11 protein-coding genes are annotated in these 20,403 nt (G+C 43.8%); 2 read left to right on the top strand and 9 right to left on the bottom strand.

Going from position 1 to position 20,403, the window contains the following annotated elements:
• Positions 1-142: 142 nt before the first annotated feature.
• The 3 genes from AC04NP_RS26690 to AC04NP_RS26680 all read right to left on the bottom strand — a co-directional run bounded on the left by AC04NP_RS26690 (position 143) and on the right by AC04NP_RS26680 (position 7,210).
• The gene (locus AC04NP_RS26690) at positions 143-409 is read right to left on the bottom strand and encodes a hypothetical protein (RefSeq protein WP_482863134.1); all 267 of its coding nucleotides are present in this window, start codon (positions 407-409) and stop codon (positions 143-145) included.
• Positions 410-590: 181 nt separating this feature from the next.
• Positions 591-6,263 carry a CARDB domain-containing protein gene (locus AC04NP_RS26685; RefSeq protein ID WP_482863133.1) on the bottom strand — a complete coding sequence of 1,891 codons (5,673 nt, stop codon included), beginning with the start codon at positions 6,261-6,263 and terminating at the stop codon, positions 591-593.
• Positions 6,264-6,475: 212 nt separating this feature from the next.
• Positions 6,476-7,210, bottom strand: coding sequence for a hypothetical protein (locus tag AC04NP_RS26680; protein WP_482863132.1), 735 nt, complete (start codon positions 7,208-7,210; stop codon positions 6,476-6,478).
• Positions 7,211-7,814: 604 nt separating this feature from the next.
• Between AC04NP_RS26680 and AC04NP_RS26675 the strand changes: the two genes are divergently transcribed.
• The gene (locus tag AC04NP_RS26675; protein ID WP_482863131.1) at positions 7,815-8,342 is read left to right on the top strand and encodes a DUF3299 domain-containing protein; all 528 of its coding nucleotides are present in this window, start codon (positions 7,815-7,817) and stop codon (positions 8,340-8,342) included.
• A gap of 447 nt (positions 8,343-8,789) precedes the next feature.
• On the opposite strand, the gene murQ is transcribed toward AC04NP_RS26675, so the two are convergent.
• Positions 8,790-9,596 (bottom strand): N-acetylmuramic acid 6-phosphate etherase, encoded by an 807-nt coding sequence (gene murQ, locus AC04NP_RS26670; protein WP_482863130.1) that lies wholly within the window; start codon positions 9,594-9,596, stop codon positions 8,790-8,792.
• A gap of 280 nt (positions 9,597-9,876) precedes the next feature.
• On the opposite strand from murQ, the gene AC04NP_RS26665 reads away from it, so the two are divergent.
• Positions 9,877-10,890 (top strand): hypothetical protein, encoded by a 1,014-nt coding sequence (locus AC04NP_RS26665; protein WP_482863129.1) that lies wholly within the window; start codon positions 9,877-9,879, stop codon positions 10,888-10,890.
• A gap of 20 nt (positions 10,891-10,910) precedes the next feature.
• On the opposite strand, the gene AC04NP_RS26660 is transcribed toward AC04NP_RS26665, so the two are convergent.
• The 5 genes from AC04NP_RS26660 to AC04NP_RS26640 all read right to left on the bottom strand — a co-directional run bounded on the left by AC04NP_RS26660 (position 10,911) and on the right by AC04NP_RS26640 (position 20,360).
• Positions 10,911-12,521: a sulfatase family protein gene (locus AC04NP_RS26660; RefSeq protein WP_482863128.1), complete on the bottom strand. Its 1,611-nt coding sequence runs from the start codon at positions 12,519-12,521 to the stop codon at positions 10,911-10,913.
• A gap of 85 nt (positions 12,522-12,606) precedes the next feature.
• The gene (locus AC04NP_RS26655) at positions 12,607-14,466 is read right to left on the bottom strand and encodes a glycoside hydrolase family 13 protein (RefSeq protein ID WP_482863127.1); all 1,860 of its coding nucleotides are present in this window, start codon (positions 14,464-14,466) and stop codon (positions 12,607-12,609) included.
• Between the two features lie 127 nt (positions 14,467-14,593).
• Positions 14,594-16,177, bottom strand: a complete 1,584-nt coding sequence (locus AC04NP_RS26650) for a RagB/SusD family nutrient uptake outer membrane protein (RefSeq protein ID WP_482863126.1) — start codon at positions 16,175-16,177, stop codon at positions 14,594-14,596.
• Positions 16,178-16,222: 45 nt separating this feature from the next.
• The gene (locus AC04NP_RS26645) at positions 16,223-19,264 is read right to left on the bottom strand and encodes a SusC/RagA family TonB-linked outer membrane protein (RefSeq protein WP_482863125.1); all 3,042 of its coding nucleotides are present in this window, start codon (positions 19,262-19,264) and stop codon (positions 16,223-16,225) included.
• 25 nt (positions 19,265-19,289) lie between these two features.
• Positions 19,290-20,360 carry an early set domain-containing protein gene (locus AC04NP_RS26640; protein WP_482863124.1) on the bottom strand — a complete coding sequence of 357 codons (1,071 nt, stop codon included), beginning with the start codon at positions 20,358-20,360 and terminating at the stop codon, positions 19,290-19,292.
• Between the last annotated feature and the right edge of the window lie 43 nt (positions 20,361-20,403).

Below are 20,403 nucleotides of genomic sequence, written 5' to 3'. Positions count from 1 at the left end.
TATGTTTATTGAGACGCCCGGCTATGGCACACGGTGCACCACCATTATGACTATCGACCGGCAAAATCTTGTGACATTCAGGGAAGTTTCTTATATTCCTGAAGGTGAATTTTCAACTTCCTTTCAAATACAATAACCCTGATTACGAATTTTTAACCCTTTTTCTCCTGAAGGTGATGGGCACATATGCTTCAGTGGGCAGGCCTGTCTGATATAAACCCCAGTCACTGTCATACCCTTCGATAATCTCTCGCAGGCAATCCACGCGCTTGTGATAGGAAGATTTGCAATCCTTCCAATAGAAGATCTCCACCCGGTAATTGTATTGCTGCTTAATACCATTAATCTTAACCTCCACTTCAATCTCTTGTTCTCCGGAGATCTGGGGAATTTGAATAGCAATGCTCATAGCATAAGTAATTACACATTGACCAGGATATGAATGTTTTGAAAAATAGCACAACTAATATGCCACAAGAATAACTATTTGATAAACAGGAAGTTATTGCAGAAATTATAAATCATAATTGTTCAAAACTGTGCACCGGTGTTTCATCTTAATACATCTTTGGTATTTAGTTAAAACTACCCTACCTCAATATGGCCCTTCCATGAAAAGACTGATCATTTCCATCCTGTGATTTAACCACCAGCTTGTAAAGATAGACTCCTGAGGGTTGTGTATTACCTTTTTCATTTTTACCGTTCCATTCCAACTCATAAAAACCGGGTTCGAATTCGCCGGAAGCCAGGGCTTTGACCTTTTGTCCCATCAGGTTAAAGATACTTAACTCCAACTGGTAATTGGCCGGATTTTTGGCTAAAGTAAATGGAATGTGTGTAAAGTTGGTGAATGGGTTAGGATAACTTTGCCCCAGATAGATGCTTTCGGGCTGCAAATTATCATCGATAAACTCCTTTGTGCCATAATAGGCCTTAAAGACCCTGGAAGAAGATAAATCGACCTCATAAGAAGTGGTATTCAGCATATCGATCACTTTACCATTCCCTATATCATAAAGGTACAGTTCTTTATCGCCAACTTGCTCACTGACATCGCCCCATTGCATGGTGGCAAAGCCTGATGAAGCTTCGGTGGCTACCGAAAACTCCCAAATCTCAGATGATGCAACGGGGCGAATGTCCTTGGCTAAACTTTTTTGGAAATGTTCAGGATGATCGAATTTTAATTCAATATTGTTAATAAAATCAATTCCCGGGGAGGAAGATGCGTCGTAACGGTCATTGCCATAGCTCGCCCCGTTTTTCATGCCAAACCCATTGATCCTCGAACTGAACTGAGAGGTTAATAAATCTATTTTAACTTCCCAATCGCCTTGCTGGTTGGGCGTCGAGCCGGTATTGCTGGTAAAACGTCCGGTTTGGACACTATTATTTCTGATGACCGGTATCATAATATCTATGGTAACTTCAGACTCAACAAATGCACCGCCAAAAGCACGTAATACATCCGATTCCTGATATCCACCTCCCGGTTGATACTCTCTTAACACGGTTTTCACACCGTTGGGATCATTATTAAAACTGATGACATCACTCCAGGACACGTTGAAGTTATAAGGGCTTCCAATTTGATTCCACCCTTTCCTTAGTGGAATAACAAAAGGATCCTGCTTAGTGACCTGAGTGGTGATCCCCGGTCCTGTATCTACCGGGATCCCGGGTTCATTCTTAACAATCAACCAATAAGCATTACCGGGATCTATGGCATCTAATCCATCTTTATTTTCAACGTTTCCACCCCCCTGGAACCTGAACAATCGCCATTTTTCTTTATTATAAGTGAGAAAATCGTCTTCGAAGACTTCATCTGGTGAGCTATTATCCAGAACCAATGGAACAGAGACCATCTGATAATCACCACGGCTACCACCATACCTCAAATCATGAAAGATTAATCCGGGTTCAGCATACTGTTCATAGGTGTAAGCTACTTCAGTTTGAGTAACCAAACGGCCAATATCAGTAACATTGAAATAATACTCAAGCCCTATTGGATCTTGCAGGAACTCTTCCCTGTCGATGGTAAACTGATACAGTGACTCTTCGATTTCTTCGGCATTTCCCTGTGTAAACTCTTTATCAGACGATATGCCACGGTAGAAAAATTTTACCGGATTGTCCGTATTTAACTCGTCGTCAGTTACAACGACCCGGTAGTTAATAAATTGATCATTGGTGAGTAATAACGGGGGAGCATTATTATAGGCTATTTCAGGAAAGCGATTGCTGTTTACCACAATCTGCATTACAAATATGTTATTGTCCTCATTTAACTCCGGAATGTTGTTAGTTTTATCCACCACCACAATAATGTAATAAGTTCCCGCCGGAGTTGTTTCGGAGACCTTTAGTTCCTCACTGCGCCGAATTTTCTCAACACCGTCTGCACTTATCGGGCCAATAGGTAACAGACCGATTAAATCATCGGCACCGTCATCAAACACATCATCACCGGATATATAGAAGTTCAAAAAAGTCGATTCAACAACTTCATTACCATTATTTCTTATGGATGAATTCACTCGAAAGATTTGCCCTCTGCTCACTTCATTGATAGTGAGGGTCGCATTGGTGATTTCAAGGTCGGAAGCCCCGGACACCGTAACTTTGAATGTCCGGCAAAACGAGTTCACATTGGGTGGATCGCCGGGTCCTTCATCATTTACACATACGGTAATATTTGCTTCCCCTTCCAGATTGGGTTCGATGGTATAGGTCAGTAGGCCAAAATCATTGGCAGGATCAAAATCTACCAATATTTTGGCAGGGTCAACAATTGAAGGGTTGTCAGACGAAAAGGTAATACTGACGGGCTGATTTTCCTTGGGTCCTCCGCTGATTCCGGTGAGGTTTACAGGAGATGGCTCTTCCCCGAGATCAAAGATACCCTGATCAGGAATTTCATCTAAAGTGGGGGCATCGTTGATGGCATTGACGGTAATTTTGAAGGTTATTTCTTTTTGGTTGTCATTGGGTGGACTACCGGGACCTGTATCGGTTAACCTGATTGTGATATTGGCTTCTCCACTGGCATTCTCGATGGGTGTATACAGCAGCGTGCCTTCGGGGTCTCCCTGATTGTAGTTGACCGACAAACTGGTGCCTTCGGGATCGAACAAATCAGTGTTATCAGATATCAACGTAAACGTTAAATCCTGGGACTCGCCTGTTCCGGCAGTAATACCTGTCAGGGTCAAAGGATCCGGAGTGGCATCTTCATCTATGACAATATCACTGACCTGATCGATAGTCGGCTCTTGGTTTACCGGACTGACAACTACGTTAAAATTTTCTACCCTTGTTCCTCCCTCGCTATCCGTAACGGTAACCAGGATCGTACTCGATCCAAATTGATTTGGGAGAGGGGTATAACATACCTGCCCGGTGGCATCCGGAGAAGTGTATTTAACAGTAATTGGCGGATCGTTGGGAATAAGGCTGGTATTACTGGAGCCTGCCGAAACAGAAAGTGTCTGATTCTCGCCCGGACCTGCACTGATCCCTGACAGTGAGACACATTGCTCCCCTGCGTTCACAAAAATAGTACTGGGATCCGGAATCGGATCCAGGGTCGGGTTGTCGTTATCCGGATTGACCACCACCGTAAAAGTCCTGCAAAACTGATATACATTAGAATCTGTCTGGGGGCCGTTATCGGCAACGCAAACCTGAATATCGGCTGTGCCTGATGCATTAGCGACGGGAGTATATCTCAGTACGCCTGTGTTATTGGGACTGGTATATTCCACCGGGGCGATGGTGAGTAGTCCTGTGGAAACAGTATTAGCCGTCACAGTCAGGATCTGCGTTTCATTGGGGCCCGCATTAATGCCGGTAAGATTGATGACTTGTTCTCCCGCATCTTCAATAATGGGGGCCGGACTGGGAATAACACTCAGTAATGGCGCATCATTGATGGGAGCTACATCGACCGCAAATGTGGCATCTTCTGATAATCCATCGGGATCTGTGGCTCGAATGGTGATGGACGCAATGCCATGAGCGTTGGGACTGTAGTCCAGTGTGAGTGTCCCTGCCGCATTATTAATGATAATGTTAGAAAATAATCCCGGAATATCGGGAGGCACTTTTGAAAAAACAAGTTCAGAATCCGCATTGTCCGGATCTGCAAAGTGGTCCCAAAGATTTATGACAGTGTTGGGATCGTCTTCATTTACATCCACATTCGGTATGCCTGATGTAGTCGGCTTATCATTTACTGCATTAACGGTCACTGTAAAAGTTGTACTGGTAGATCCGTTATCGGTATCCGTTGCACTCACTGTGAGATCGGCGGTTCCAAAGGCATCATCGGCGAAATCGAGTGTCAAAACGCCATTGGTAGGGTTTATGTCGGTGCTGTTAAATAATGGAGCATTTGTATTGTTATCAACGGCAAAAACAAGATCTTCATCCTCGTCTTCGGCATCTTGAAATACATTAAACAACTGAATAGTAAAATTCGGAGCATCTTCTTCGACCGTGACATCGTCGATGTCCCCATTGACTAAATTCGGGGGTGAATTGTCAGTTACCACAGTCACTATTTTTGTGTCTGAGCCGGTTAAGTTGTCATCAAAAACTGAAAAAGTAATTTCCCTGTCTCCTCCGGTCGGGTTAACTCCTGCACCATTGACATATTGTAAGGAAGCAAGCACAGTCTGATATTCTGATACCGGTCGGTTCCCGTTCAATTCCATAACACCGGTGTCCTCATCAAATATACCGGTTATGCCAGTATCCGCCTGTATAAAGTTCAATATATCCTCCCCTTTGATATAAGTATCCGTAAAGGCAACCGTTCCGGAGCTAAGATCGGTATTATCAACATCGCTGACTGTAACGCCACCGTCAATAACAACAAACGTTTTCACGGAAGACTCCACATACGTAGTTTTCCCGGTAGTATTGTTTACCTGAGGTTCATCATTCACAGGAGTAACATTAATCGTCATGGTGTAGGTGTCTACACTTTCCTCACCTACATTATTCCGGACTTTAAAAGTAAAAGTGGTGTAAGAAGTACCAAAATCATTAGGGCCCGGCGTAAAAACCAGGGTAGTAACATCAGCAACCAGGTCGTTCGCCGCAACGGCTCCAACTCCGTTTATTGTCAATAATCCATTAACAGGCAGGGTGACGACCCTGATGCCTGCAAAATCGGCACCATCAATATATGTAAAAGGAAAATCCGGCACCGGTAACCCAACAAAATTGTATGCCACATCTTCATCGGTTGTCACTGAAGCATCTGCGCTGGTCGGTGGATTAACTATGGCTCCTCCCACATTCATATTAATGGTCAAATTATCATCCCCTAACGCGTTAGAAGCCAAAACATCAAACGATGCAGCCCCCTCCTGCCCCGCGCCCGGCACCCAGGAAACGGTCTGATTCCCCGCATCATAGGTCATTCCTGTCGGAAGATTACTCACCGATATAGCCGGTGTGGATATACCGTTGGCCATAATCTGGTACTCAAAGTTTTCCCCCACATTGGCTGCCTGGGCACCCGGATCGGTAATCAATGGAACAGCCAGGGTACTTGTGAGGGCCTGTTCCCAGACAGCAGCCATTTTATCGTAGGCCGCCTGAGTCGGATGTATCAAATCAGGCTCAAGATCGCCGGGATAGGTAAGCGCCGACTCCTGATCAACCATGTACAGTTTATCGCCATCGATAACCCTTTGATTCACCATGGCTGCTATTTGACTATTAAAATCGGTGGTTTCAGCACCCGTAAAACCGCAGCACACCAATCTGATAATTCTCGCGATAAAAACTACCACCTCGGTATTGTTTTCAGACTCGTACGCATCAATGTTATCAAGGAGCGTTGCTACTTCATCAACAATATCAGCAAGGTTTTGAGGAATCCCAATATCATTAGCGCCGATATGCAACAATACTACATCAGCGGGATTGTTGTTAAGCCAGGTTTTAACTTCATCACGGATTCCATTAGCCATCCAACCTCCATGTCCCTCGTGATCCTCATCAAAACCCGTCCCATCACCCGTAGAAAGACTTCCTACAAAATCCAAATTGGAATAAACACCATCTAACGAGTTATAGAGCGCTTTCCTGTAGCCAATATCGGTAGCAGTAGCCGGAGAAGTCGATAATACCCCCCTCGTTATTGAATTTCCCAAAGGCATAATTCTTAACTGTGGGCAATTCGCCAGTGCCGGTTGGGACATCATCAGGAATACCAAAACTGTTTTAACAATATTTCGCATGCTTAAATCTTGATTTCGATATTTTAGTAAAAAATTCAAATGCCATCCCTTCACCACCCCTTGTGAGGTATGTTATGAATCAATTCCTAAAATTTTTATGAATTAGTGACCACCCTGTCAGGAATGTTGTAACTAAAAAAAGTACTGCAATTCATGTCGTAGATGTTTAATTCATACATATTTATTTAAAACATTATAGTTTGTCATTTTTATCAATCGGGCGTTACCGGGGGTCCGGGTAATTCATTGTTTTCTTCCCCGTTGGAAATTAAAAAGGCCGTAGCCCCAACAATAATCCCCGCCGAAATAAATTTGAGCGCATTGGGTATTTTCCGTCTTACCTGAAACTTGGAGCTGAAAACAGGGTCACTGGGTTTGTTAGCCACACTTAATCTCAACTGATAATTAACGCCAGGACGTAAATCATTGGGTACGTTCCAAAAAATATTGCCTTTGTTGGAAGTATTGGCGATCACCTTTTGCCGCGTATCATATCTGTATAACTCTATCACCAGGCTTTCATTGATATCCCCTCCCAGCCACTCAATTTTTTCAGTTGTACCTCTTTTAAATACTGCATTTCTATCTCTGGGATGAATAAAGTATAGGGAAGAGCTTTGTATGTTGGCTTTGATTTCAAAGGTCAGATCCTCCAACGAATAGGTGGTCAACTCCTCTTCGTTGGTCCAGACCACTCTTTTGTCCTTACCGGGTTTTACATTTTTTCCTACATCACCGGTAGCAAAATAGAGCCTTTGGGAGTAAGTAGTACTATCTGAACAATACAAAACCACCTCAAAGATTTGACCCTCAATGTTGGCAATCAGATCAAAATAGATGTTCACCTCATCCCCTATGATTTCCTGACGGAAATTTTCAATGATCTGACCCTTTACATGAAACCCCAGAATAAAAAACCATACAACTACTGTAAATCTTCTTATCATAAATCGCTCATTTTTTACTAGACGTAAAACACCGGTAAATAGTACATGCTTACGATTAATTATTTTTTACAAGGTATTTCCGGTTGAATCCGTTCATTTTCTGCATTAAAATTTAAAACTTCGGCAGCCAACCTCAAGAATTGTTATTTGAAACGATCAAAACCACTCCCTTTTAAATAAGACTGAATTACAAATATATTTAAAATTAAGACTAGTGTAATATTTTTATTTATAATTTAACAATTCCGTAATTAAAACCGATTAAAATATTAGAAATGTCATTATGATCATGTAAGTTCACTACGGCTTCTCCGTATGATTTATTATGACCTTTGCTTCATCCCGAGTAAAGGATTTCATCACTCATCCCATTAACCCTTCTTCCGTATATGCTTGTTCAGCGGCTAAAATTCAGGATGTAAGTTTTATGTAATTTTTAGGTACTTTTCTTTGCATTAATGGTCAAAATATCGAAAAAGTAACCCTTAACCTGCGTAAATTCACAAAAAAAAACATAAAAGACCTGTTTATTCGACCAAACCGGAAAATCAAAGGGTAAAACTACCATCTCAGCTCATTTAATCTGTTAAATGAGGCAAATCTTATGGTTTCCCATAGTATCTTTGTCAATCTGCTCATGAGAATCACCATGCAAACATACCGGTTTTATGCGACTATCGCCTCTATATTCAGTTTCAGTGTTTTTGTCCTGTCGGGTACCAAAGCACAAAGCAAGGATTATACCGGAATACCATCATTGGTGTGGCCTGTTTTATATGATATTCAATATAAAAAAGCGCAGGATGAATATGGAGCATATGATAGGCCTGTTTTCAGTGAAGCAGTTAAAAAGATGGCAGGGCAAGAGATTACATTGCCCGGTTATATCATTCCTTTTGAAGGTACCAACCAATCCAAAGCCTTCATGTTTTCTTCGCTACCATTAAACGCCTGTTTTTTTTGTGGCGTCGGGGGTCCTGAGACTGTAGTACAGGTCAGGATGGCTAAACCCATCGATTACAATGATAAACCCGTAGAAATCAGAGGACGGTTAAAGCTCAATCCCGATAATCCGGATGAACATTTTTATATTTTGGAGGATGCTGTGGAGCTTGGACCAGTGAGCTGGTAGCTATAATTAAAAAAAAGCCTCAAAGCCGGGTTACCTTCAGGGGTAAAATTCATTAACTTCATAATCAATGGTAAATCTTCTTCATTAACAATTACCTAACGCACATGTTTTGAAGAGGCTGTCTCAAAAGTGAGATGGCCTTTTTTAACAACGAATATCCTTTTGTTGGATACAGGTTGAATGGGTATTTATCTCAAGATATGAGTAAAACACCCCTTGTTTTCTATCGATTCTCAGTGAGAATTTAACCAAGCAAAATAATATTTGGCAAAAAAATCAGAGGCTACCCTTTTGAGACAGCCTCTTTCTTTTTAATGGAGTACTGGGGCTATAAATAAAATCTTTCTGCATTCCCGGCCTGTTTTTATCTCCTGGGATTTGACTAATATTGCCAATTTTAAGATCAAAATTTTAGTTGAATACGCTATGTGTACTCCCTCACAAAAGTTACTTGTTTGTTACGGCATTAATGGCCTTTCTGACCGATCCGTAACGCTCCAGTAAATTGCTTGCCTCACCCTCAGGAACAGACAATTCCTCCATCAACATTTTTACCCCACGTTTGACAAGCTTGGTGTTGCTCAGTTGCATATCGACCATTTTATTTCCTTTAACCCGGCCAAGTTTAATCATCACAGCGGTGGAAATCATATTTAAAACCAGTTTTTGGGCCGTACCTGCTTTCATTCTGGTACTACCTGTAACAAACTCAGGGCCTACTACCGCTTCTATGGTAATGTCTGCGTTTCTGCTGAGCTCCGTTTCCAGGTTACAGGTGATACCTCCGGTAAATAACCCGTTTTGCTTCGCTGCTTTTAATCCGCCCACAACATAAGGGGTTTTCCCCGAGGCTGCAATACCAATTACTACATCTTTTGCATTCACATCAAAAGCCTGTAAATCCTTCCAGGCCTGCTCATAATCATCTTCGGCAAATTCAACGGCCTTTCTGATAGCGCTGTCACCTCCGGCAATCAGACCAATAACCAGTCCATGGGGCACGCCATAGGTTGGGGGGCACTCCGAGGCATCGAGAATACCTAACCGGCCACTGGTTCCGGCCCCGATATAAAAGAGCCTGCCCCCTTCTTTCATCCTTTCCACAATAGCATTAACCAGTTTTTCAATCCTGGGAATCTGCTTTTCTACGGCAAAAGCTACCGTTTTATCTTCCCTGTTAATGTTACTTAATAATTCAAGGGTTGGCATTTTCTCCAGATCCTGATAGTTTGATGACGACTCGGTAATGCTCATTTAAATAAAGAATTCTAAGGTTTAATGGGTAATACAATAGAACAAATGACTACAAAGATGCTAATTACCGGGATTATTTCCCCTACAAAAACTATGAAATCCATATTCCTGCCGGAAAAAAGTCCTTTGATGGATTTTTACCCTCTGATTCCTTGATAAGCAACCGGAAAATAGTGCAATCCACCGAAAATTCTTGCATGTGAGCAGCCAAGGCAAGATATGAATCCCAGGCATCTTTTAAAATTAATATCTTTAAAAATCCACAAAACCAAGGCAGATTATGAAAAATATATACATTTTAATAATCATATTTTCTTTCTCCGTGCCAGCTACTATTTCAGCCCAGGAATCCGGGGCAAACGGGGATGAGCGTGATAAACTGGTTTCTGAAGTTACAGAAAAAAAGAAGGACAGATTTGTCAATAACCAGGATGAAGACAGAAAAGTTGAAGTCATTGAATTACCGGTCTATCCTGTAGAAATAAAGTATGAACAAAAAATGATGAGTAAAGGCGAAAACATGGCTGTAATCGTCAAAATTCCCGAAACGGACATGAAGGCAGTGCAAAAAGGGTGGGAAAAAACTATAAAGCATAAAACCAAATCCAAAATTCAGAAAGAGCTGAATGAAACCTGGATCGCCAGCACTTTGCTGACGGAAATTTATCAGGAGCCTATTGGCGTCTATGGAAAAATAATAGCCACGCAGGAAGGGGTAGATGTTGTAGCCTTTTTTGAGGTTGACAGCCTGTTTATTAATAAAGAAAATGATCGGGACAAGGTCGCCTCTGCCAGCAGATTTATGCACAGGTTTGGGGTGGAGCAATATAAATCGGCAGTGGCAGAACAGTTAAAAAATGAAGAAAAAAAGCTGAAAGAATTTAAACAAAAGCTGTCAAAATTACAGAAAGAAAACGAGAAATTACATAAAAGTATCAAAGCCAACGAATCAAATATAATCAATAAGGAAAGCGACATCGAGGTAAATATGTCTGATCAGGTAATTAAGGGTAAGGAAGTGGAAAAATATAAACTCGAAGCCTCTGCGGTGGGCGATCCTGAACAGGAAAAAGCGGCAAAAAAAGCGCTAAAAGACAAGGAGAAGGAAAAGAAAAAGCTTCAAAAGAAAAATCAGGATATGCACAAGGATATCGCCAGATACAGGGCTGAAATTGAAAAGGCTAAAAGGGCCATTCAATATAATCTCGATCAACAGGCCATGGAGGACGATGCGATTAAAAAACAGATCGTGATGGTGAGGGCGGTTGAAAACAAACTGGCCAGGATAAAATAATACCCTGAACGGCAGCAGCCCTAATCCGAACTGAGATCTGAAGTCAATATCTGCTGAGCAAGCTCATCAGAGTCCTGGTATTGTTGCTGAAGCTTTGTCAATTCGATCATCATCGATTGCCTGACTTCTTCATAAGCAGGATCATTGATCACATTTTTCATCTCATGGGGATCCTCCGGCAGGTCGTACAGCTCCCACTCGTCAACGTCGTGATAAAAATGAATCAATTTGTAACGATCGGTTCGCACTCCGTAATGTCGTTTTACAGCATGGATACCCGGGTATTCGTAATAGTGGTAATAAATGGAATTCCTCCATTCGGTAGCCTGACCTGTTAAAAGGGGTAAAAGACTTCTTCCCTGCATGTCTGCGGGAATTTCAGCACCTGCGGCATCCAAAAATGTTTGTGCAAAATCGAGGTTTTGCACCAGGTCGGTATTAACAGTACCAGGCTCGACCATCCCCGGCCACCTGACAATGAGGGGCGTCCGGAATGATTCCTCGTACATAAATCTTTTGTCAAACCACCCATGTTCACCCAAATAAAAGCCCTGATCAGAAGTATACACCACCAGGGTGTTTTCTGCCAAACCCGTACTGTCCAGATAATCCAGTAAACGCCCAAGATTTTCATCCACCGACCGGATACTTGTCAAATAATCCTGCATATATCTTTGATACTTCCAGCGGGTCAGTTCCTCGTTTTGCGGGGTATTATTTTTAAAATCTTCGTTGATAGGTCCATAAACACTTTCCCAATTGGCTTTTTCTTCTTCTGTCATGCGGTTATAGGAGTTCAGATGCGCCTTCGAGTACCAGGGCAAAAAATCGCTAAAGCCAAGGGCCTCTGCTATTTCAGGCATAATCTTGTTGTCGTTGGTCAGTCCCATATGATCGCTTATCCGCATTTCTGCCTCCCTGGCTGCCCTGCCACGGTTTTGGTAATCGTCAAACAGTGATGGAGGTTCCGGATAACTTGTTTTTCCGACGTCTGACAAGTGATCCTGCGAAGGCCGCCACTCCCTGTGTGGCGCCTTATGTTGGTACATTAACATAAATGGTTTATCGGGATCGCGTTTTTCCTCCAGCCAATCAATGGTGATATCAGTGATTACATCGGTAACATAGCCGGTTTCCTTGACGATCCCTTCCGGTGTCCTGAATTCAGGATGGTAATAGTGGCCCTGGCCCGGTAAAACTTTCCAGAAATCAAAACCGGTAGGCGTAGATTTCAGATGCCATTTTCCGACGATAGCGGTTTGATAACCAAAAGCCTGCATCAGTTTGGGCAATGTCTGCTGACTGCTGTCAAATACCTGGATATTATCCCTCAAACCATTTATATGACTGTGTTTTCCGGTAATAATGACAGCCCGGCTGGGTGAACAGATAGAGTTGGTGACAAAAGCCTTATCAAAACGCATCCCTTCATTGGCCAGCCGGTCGATATGGGGGGTGTGAATAAGTTTTGAGCCATACGCACTAATGGCCTGATAGGCGTGGTCATCAGTCATCACAAATATAATGTTGAGCTTTTGGTCCGCAGTAGATTTTTCAGCAGAAGGCTGACAACCAAAAGTCAGAAGCACAACAATTATCGACAGTCCAGTAGTAAGATTACGTGTATTCATACCGGTAACTTGCTTGGGTTAGTTAATTCATCTCCAAAGGCAAGCCAATATAATACTTTATTGCAGATTATTAAAGTAACTTAAACTATTGCATGTCGATAATCATCGGCGTATGGGCCGGAACCTGTATTTCCCGGTTCAACACAATTGTCTTGCCGGATATGATGTCTTTTCCTTTTTTGCCGACATCCAGGATTTGTCTGAATCTGGTGAGATCGAGTGTAACATCCCCATCGTTCTTATTCAGGATCACCATGACTTTGTGGCTATCAGTATACCTGAAATAAACATAAAATCCATTTTCAGGAGCAAAATGCATTAATTTTCCATGGTGAACGGCTTTGGCTGTTTTTCTCCAGTTTAAAACATTTTTAATAAAAGATTTTGCCTCCTTTTCCCTGGCAGTTAATCCGGCTCCGGTAAATGCGTCTTTGCCATCTCCATCCCATCCTCCCGGAAAATCGGTGCGGATCAGCCCATGATCGCCCGGGCCGGAGTTTGTCATCAAAATCTCGGTTCCGTAGTAAAGCTGGGGTATGCCTCTCATGGTTAAAATGTAAGTGATGCCTTGTTTGAAAAGGTTATAATCTTCTTTTACCTGTGTGTAAAACCGGTCCATATCATGATTATCTGGAAAAATAACCAGGTTGAAGGGATCGGCATATAAAAAATCATTGCCCAGCATTTCATAAACGGTTATCATACCTGAATGGTCTGATTCGTGGTCAGTCAAGCCTTTAACCAGCATGGCCTGGATGGGAAAATCCATCACGCCCGGCAGACAGGAAGTGTAGCCATTGGCATTGACTTTTCCCCTTTGCCAATGTGAAGTAATGGCCGGGTTAAGAGACCATTCTTCACCGACAATGTTCAAATTCGGATATTCCTCCATTACCCTGCAGGTCCAGGCGGTCATGTACTGCATATCAGGGTAAGGATAAGTATCCATTCTGATTCCCGACAGTTCTGCATATTCAACCCACCAGATACTGTTTTGGATAAGATAAGTGGCCAGTAGATCATTTTTTTGATTCAGATCTGGCATGGTTGCTACAAACCAACCATCTGCAAACTCTTTGTAGTCCACTTCAGACCTGTATGGATCCTGAACCGTGGTGCGGCGATGGGTAGTCTGCCTGAATCCGGTTTGATAATTTAGCCAATCACTGGCAGGCAAATCACTCATCCACCAATGCGCTGATCCGCAGTGATTTAATATCATATCCATCACCATTTTGATACCTTTTTCCCCGGCTTTCAGACTGAGATTCCGGTAGGCTTCATTGGTGCCAAACCGTTGGTCTACTTTGTAAAAGTCCGTGGTGGCATAACCATGATAGGAATAAGAGGGCATATCATTTTCAAGAACGGGATTCAACCAAATGGCTGTAAAGCCAAGATCATGAATGTAATCCAGATTATCTATAATCCCCTCGATATCCCCACCATGCCTGCCACCTTTGTTTGCACGGTTGGCTTTCTCTTTGTATCCTTCCATATTGTCATTACCAGGATCTCCATTGACAAAGCGGTCGGGTGTGATCAGATACATCACATCAGCGGGTGTAAAGCCTGTTCTTTCCGCCGAACCAGGTCTTCTTGCCCTGAGTTCGTAATTAAAAGTGGCATAGTCTTTCTTTCCTTTGCGGAAATGTATGGAAAAACTTCCAGGCTTTGTATTGGCGGTGATATCGAGATAAACAAACAGGTAGTTGGGATTTTCAACCCCGACTACCTTTTCTATCCGAACCCCCTCGTATTGAAGCGAAGGTTTCGTTTCGGAGATATTTTCCCCATAAACCAAAAGTTGCAGTGAAGGGTTTCTCATACCTGTCCACCAAAATGACGGTTCCACCCGCTCTAACTTTTCCAGCCCCCAAGCATCCATACCCAAAACACAGGCTGTCAACATAATAGCCAATCCCTGTTTCAATTTATTCATCATCAAAGAAAGTTTTTTTTTCAATTTCAAAATACATCTATCGATAACCCGGTTATCATACCATTCCAACACCACAAACCATCCACCCCCAAACCCAAACCCAAACTCACACTCACACTCACACTCACACTCAATATCCTTGGTTTTGTTCCAGTTTTGTATTGGCAATAAGTTCCGAGGACGGAATGGGATAAACATCACGAAATTTATCGGTGGTGACGCCGTTGGGGGCGCCGCCTTTGAAAGGCCATAGTCCATTTTCGGTGAACCGGTTGAACCTTATCAGGTCGGTCCTGCGATAACATTCCCAATATAACTCCCGCCCTCTTTCGTCCAGTATAAAATCCAGGGTAAGTTCACCGGAAGTGATATTACCTCCCGCACCCTCATAGGCCCTTTCCCTGATCCTGTTTACAAGGTCAAGGGCGGTGTTCATACCCCCTCCTGTACCTCCTCTTAAAACGGCCTCCGCATACATCAGGTAAATATCGGCTAATCTGAAGAAGGCAAAATCCGTATCAGGATGACCGGAATTTTTACCGGGTTCACCGGTGGAAGTAACATTTCTATACTTTACAACACCAATGCCATTGGTAAAATCCAGAAAACCACTTTCGGAAATCTCCTTGGTTTGCCCATCTGTCCAGAATAATCCTGAGCGCCTGTCAGCAGTGCCATCCGGGTCGGGGAACAAGTCCACCAGGGCGCTGGTAGTTCTCATGCCGGCCCAACCGCCATCAATGCCAAAATCGGCAGCATTCATGGATCCTCCCACCGGCATGTGGGTAAGGAAGGTCATACCCCCGAAGCTGCGCGTGTTGTCGCCATCAAAGGGGACTGTGAAGATCACTTCATCAGAGGTATGGTTATCAGCCAGGAAGATATGGCCGTATGTAGAAGTTAAGGTGTAAGCGTTTGCATCGATCACCTTGTTACAGAAAGTCAGGCATTCCGTATACTTTGATTGCCCCAGGTAAACTTCGGCATTCAGATACAGCTTGGACAACAAAACCCAGGCTGCCGCCCGGTCTACGCGGCCGTATTCGTTACTTCTCGGCTCAGGCAGCTCATTTTCTATGGCCAAAAGTTCGGACTCGATAAAATCAAACACCGTCTGCGGGTCTGCCTGCTCAGGCGCCTCGGAAGTTAGCCCATCTGCATCGGTGAAAAACGGAATATTCCTGAACAAATCCAAACCATGCCAGTAACTTAGTGCCCGCAGAAACCTCGCCTCCGCCCTGAAGGAACGGATATCAGACCTAAGATTATCGTTTACTCCTCTTTCCGCAAGTTTGTCGTCGGTCGTTTCCCGCAGGAATTGATTAGCCAGCCCGATCTGGAAAAATATCCGCGCATAAAAAGCCTCGGTAAACTGGTTGCCGGCTGTCCAGTTGTGATCATTTAAATCACGTATTCCTTCATCGCCCCACCTTGTAACTGCTTCATCTGTTGAAAGCTGCTGAATCTTCCAGTAACCCCGCAAATATTGGGAGAATCCTTCATCAATACCCTGTATATCAGGCTGGCCACTTGGTCCCTGCTGGCCGCTGACTGCCAGTCCGGCATATAGTTTAGCCAGAAAGCTTCGGTATTGGGACGGGTCCTGAAATACTTTATCTGCTGTTGTAAGGTCTTTTGGCTCCAAATCCAGGTCGGTACAGGAAACAGCTACGATGATTGATAAGATATAGGTTATTCTAACTATGATGTTCATGACTTTTGCATTTATAATAATTATAAATTCAAGTGATCTGGTAATTTATAAGCCAAAGCTGGCACCGATGATGAACGTCCTGGCCCTCGGATATAAGTTATTGTCAATACCGAATTGAGGGGTGATATTGTTGTTCGATGCATTGCCTATTTCCGGGTCCAGACCGCTGTAATCTGTTAAAGTAAACAGGTTTTGAATAGTGCCATATATACGCAGATTCATGCCCTGGGGTAATCCTGGAATGGTGTATCCCAATGTGATATTATCCATGCGTAAAAAAGAAGCGTCTTCAATGTAGTAATCTGAGAAGAATTGTGAGTCTTTAAAACCAGTTTCCAAAACAGACCTGTGCATGTTTCCGGGTACAATGCCGTTCACCAAATCCCTGAAACCATTGGCTGAAGAAACATTGTTATATACATAATTGCCAACGTTGGCCCTCAGGGTAAAATTCAGGTCAAAATTTTTGTAATACAATTGGGATGTCAACCCAAAAATCCAATCGGGGGCAGGTTGCCCGAGAAATCGTTTGTCCAGGTCATTCACCTCTCCGTCGCCATTGGTATCGGCATAAATGTCGGCGTCGTTGCGCTGGCCGTCTTCATTATAATCCAACGTATCCAGCCTGGGTCGGCCATTCTGATCCGGTAAATGCTGGAAAACAAAAAATGAGTTCACCGGCTGGCCCACTGCAAGCCGTTGAATGTTATTGCCTACACCGCCGGTTATTCCACCGGTTTCAAACCCTTCGAAATTGGGATCATCATCACCGGCAAGGCCGGTAATTTCATTTTGGTTATAAGCCATATTAAAGCCGATATCCCACCGCCAATCCTGATGGTCAATGGCGATGGCATTGACTGCAAATTCGAAACCTTCATTTTCCAGTTCTCCGATGTTTGTCAGAATTCTGTTGGTGAGGTTGGTACCTGCGGGTACTGCCACGGTAAATAACAAATCGTCAGTTTTCTTATAGTAGTATTCCAGCGACCCGGTGAATCTTCCTTCAAACAGCCCATAATCCAGCCCTACATTAAATGATTCTGTCTCTTCCCATTTCAGGCCCTGGTCGGCTCCATTAGGCCGGGTCGTGGTAACAAAATCGCTGCCAAACTGATAGCGGGAAAACTGATCCCCGGGACGGTAGGTAAAGAGGAACTGGTAATCACCGATTTCCTGGTTACCGGTGATACCCCATCCCACCCGAAGCTTCAGGTCATCCAGTACCGGGCCGGCATTGATGAAAGGTTCATCGATAATCCTCCAGGCAAAAGCGGCTGATGGGAAGGTACCCCACCTGTTCAAGGGGCCGAATCGTGAGGAGCCATCCCGCCGTACCGTTAATGTGAGCAGGTATTTGTCCCTGAATGCGTAGTTTAACCTGCCAAAAACGGAGATCAACCGGTTTTCAAGAATTGTGTTGAATATCTCGAACTGAGAACCCACTGTAGGATTATTCGGACCGAAGCTATTGGTATTTAAGGTAAAGGCCCGGGATGAAGGAAATTCATTTCTAAAATCCTGGTAAGAGTAACCGGCCGTGAAATTGATACTACTACTGATACTTTCAATATCCCTTTTATACGTCAGGTAAGTTTCCAGTAACTTGCTGACCCTGGTCAGGTTTTCGTTTCTCACCTCGCCGCTGTCGGTAACCTGTGATCTTAAGGTGAAGGGTATAAACCTCGTTCTTTGCCCCCTTGTGACATCATATCCCAGATTCACTTTCGCTGAAAGCCCTTCCAACACCGGGATTTTGTATTCTACCTGCACATTCCCTATACTTCTGAATGTTTCTCCCTCGTCCCGGGTTTGCCCGATCAAAGAAACAGGATTGACACCCAACGAATTTCCGAAGCTTACAGGCCACTCCCAATATCCGCCAAACTCACTATTAACATCAAACACGGGTTGGGACGGCGCAAAGGATATAGCGCTGCCAATGGCGCCATTGTCATTGAATTGATCATTGGTGGCTGATCCTTTTACATTGACGTCAAGGATTAAGTCACCATCCAGCAGGGACTGGTTAAAGCCTGCGGAAAAACTTAACCTTTCAGTCTCAGAGGTCCTGACGATACCCTCCTGGTTGAGATAACCCAGGGAAAACCTGTAGCCCAGGTGCTCAGCCCCACCGGTAAAGCTCAGGGAATGATTCTGTCCAACAGCTTGTTGCAATATTTTTGCCTGCCAATCCGTATTGGCATTGAGTAACAGTTCATTTCTGAATGGGGCTTCTTCATTCACAATGCTTCGGAATTCGCCTGCATTTAATACATCCACTTTGTCAATGGCGTCAGCGATTGAAACCCAGCCACTGTAGCTAAGCTGTCCCGCACTTCCTTTATGGCCTTTTTTGGTAGTAATGATGATGACCCCATTGGCACCGCGGGACCCGTAGATGGCTGCGGCAGATGCGTCTTTCAACACCGTAAAAGTTTCAATGTCATCAGGATTCAGGAAATTCAATGGATTTCTGCCAGTAGAAAAGCCCCCTGGGTTGTGGGGAGAATTATCAATGGCAACACCATCGATAACATACAGGGGTTCATTGCTTGCATTTACGGAGGTACCTCCTCTGATACGAATGGAAGTTTGTCCCCCTGGCTCCCCGGTGTTGGAGGTTATCTGAACGCCTGCCACCTTACCTGTGACCAATTGATCAGGAGAAACGATGGCTCCTCTGTTAAAGCTTTCCGAATTGACCGCTGTCACCACACCGGTTACATCTTCCTTTTTTTGCTCACCGTAGCCGATCACCACCACCTCTTGCAATGACTGGATGTCCGGTTCCAAAGCTACATTGATGACCGTTTGTGATCCCACTTCAATTTCACGTGTTATATAGCCAACAAAGGATATGTTCAGTACATCTGTTGGTTGTGCTCTGAGTGAAAAATTTCCCTCGATATCCGTCACTGCGCCGGCCGAAGTGCCTCTGATCAGGATGTTTACACCCGGCAGGCCTTCTCCTGTTGTCGCATCGGTTATCTTACCGGTTACGGTATTCTCCTGGGCAAAAGTCTGTTCTGCCAGCATAAGGCAAATGAAGAAGCATACCCCATGAATTACTGTATTCAATTTCATATGTTTAAAGTCTTTAAGTTTTGGGTTAATTAGCCACGGAATATTCGAAAGTCTCATCGTTAAAGGTAATCGTAACCGTCCCTTCAAATGAGCAATCGATGTTGTCTGATGCCCCTTCTTCATCGGCCACTCCATCACAGTCAGGGTCAGACCAATCCGTACCCTGGAAGTTTGGTGTGTTGGCAAACTTAAATTGGCCGCCGGATGTCATGATCACTCCCGTTACCTGCCACGTATGGTCAGCAATCAGGGTCATGGCCTGATCAGGGTCATTATCCCCCCAACCATTCATAGAGCCCAGCACAAACATTTGCGCTTGGTTAGATAAAAACACCGGCTCCCCTTCCACAGCATACTCAAAGGTCAGGTCGTTGTATCTGATGTCAAAGACCCCGTTAAACCCACAGGCAATGTTGGCGCCCCCTCCTTCTTCATCTGCTATACCGTCACATTCCGGATCAGTCCAGTCTGTACCTGAAAAATCCGGGGTATTGACAAATTTGAATTCATCTGCAGCGGAAATTGAAACATCCAAAATTTCCCAGGTGTAATCACCGACCAGGGTCATCCTGAGGTCGGAGTCATTTGCTGCCCAACCGTTCAGCGAGCCCAATATGTACATGTCAGATTGTACTGATTTGAAGGGACTGCCAAAAAAAACGGTATCTGCTTCGGTCCTGACACCTTCGGTATCTTCTACGATGGCGGTAAGGCTATATGCTCCCACAGATAGCTGATCGGGCTCTATAGTAAACTCAGCAGTATCCAGCACCCCTATCAATGTTTCAGTTAGTGATAAAACAGTAGATCCTGATTCATCCCTCAAAATAATGGATGCAATACTCAAACCGGGGGTTTCGTCTTCAGTCCTAAGCCTGACAGAAAACCCCTCATTCACATTGGCGGTATCGCCGGGGGAAATAATAGCCAGAGTGGGGGCCACATTATTTCCTAAATCATCGGAGAAGTCATCAATTTTACATGACACAGCCACTAAAGAAATGACCATCACCGCCGGCAGCCGACTCCTTATCAAACGGCTCTTGCTAAACAGTCTGATCATCTGCTTGGTTAATCTTAGGTAAATTTGTTTCATACAGTTTTGTTTTTGAATTTTTCAATTACCGGATCAAAAAATG

The sequence above is a fragment of the Agaribacillus sp. DX54 genome, assembly GCF_056858335.1.
The sequence above is the reverse complement of the archived record's forward strand: the minus strand, read 5'-3'. Positions and strand labels throughout refer to the sequence as shown.

Bases quoted from the DNA above. Each gene is read 5' to 3' on its own strand.
- AC04NP_RS26690 (WP_482863134.1), bottom strand. From the start codon at position 409: ATGAGCATTGCTATTCAAATTCCCCAGATCTCCGGAGAACAAGAGATT.
- AC04NP_RS26685 (WP_482863133.1), bottom strand. From the start codon at position 6,263: ATGCGAAATATTGTTAAAACAGTTTTGGTATTCCTGATGATGTCCCAA.
- AC04NP_RS26680 (WP_482863132.1), bottom strand. From the start codon at position 7,210: ATGATAAGAAGATTTACAGTAGTTGTATGGTTTTTTATTCTGGGGTTT.
- AC04NP_RS26675 (WP_482863131.1), top strand. From the start codon at position 7,815: ATGGTTTCCCATAGTATCTTTGTCAATCTGCTCATGAGAATCACCATG.
- murQ (WP_482863130.1), bottom strand. From the start codon at position 9,596: ATGAGCATTACCGAGTCGTCATCAAACTATCAGGATCTGGAGAAAATG.
- AC04NP_RS26665 (WP_482863129.1), top strand. From the start codon at position 9,877: ATGAAAAATATATACATTTTAATAATCATATTTTCTTTCTCCGTGCCA.
- AC04NP_RS26660 (WP_482863128.1), bottom strand. From the start codon at position 12,521: ATGAATACACGTAATCTTACTACTGGACTGTCGATAATTGTTGTGCTT.
- AC04NP_RS26655 (WP_482863127.1), bottom strand. From the start codon at position 14,466: ATGATGAATAAATTGAAACAGGGATTGGCTATTATGTTGACAGCCTGT.
- AC04NP_RS26650 (WP_482863126.1), bottom strand. From the start codon at position 16,177: ATGAACATCATAGTTAGAATAACCTATATCTTATCAATCATCGTAGCT.
- AC04NP_RS26645 (WP_482863125.1), bottom strand. From the start codon at position 19,264: ATGAAATTGAATACAGTAATTCATGGGGTATGCTTCTTCATTTGCCTT.
- AC04NP_RS26640 (WP_482863124.1), bottom strand. From the start codon at position 20,360: ATGAAACAAATTTACCTAAGATTAACCAAGCAGATGATCAGACTGTTT.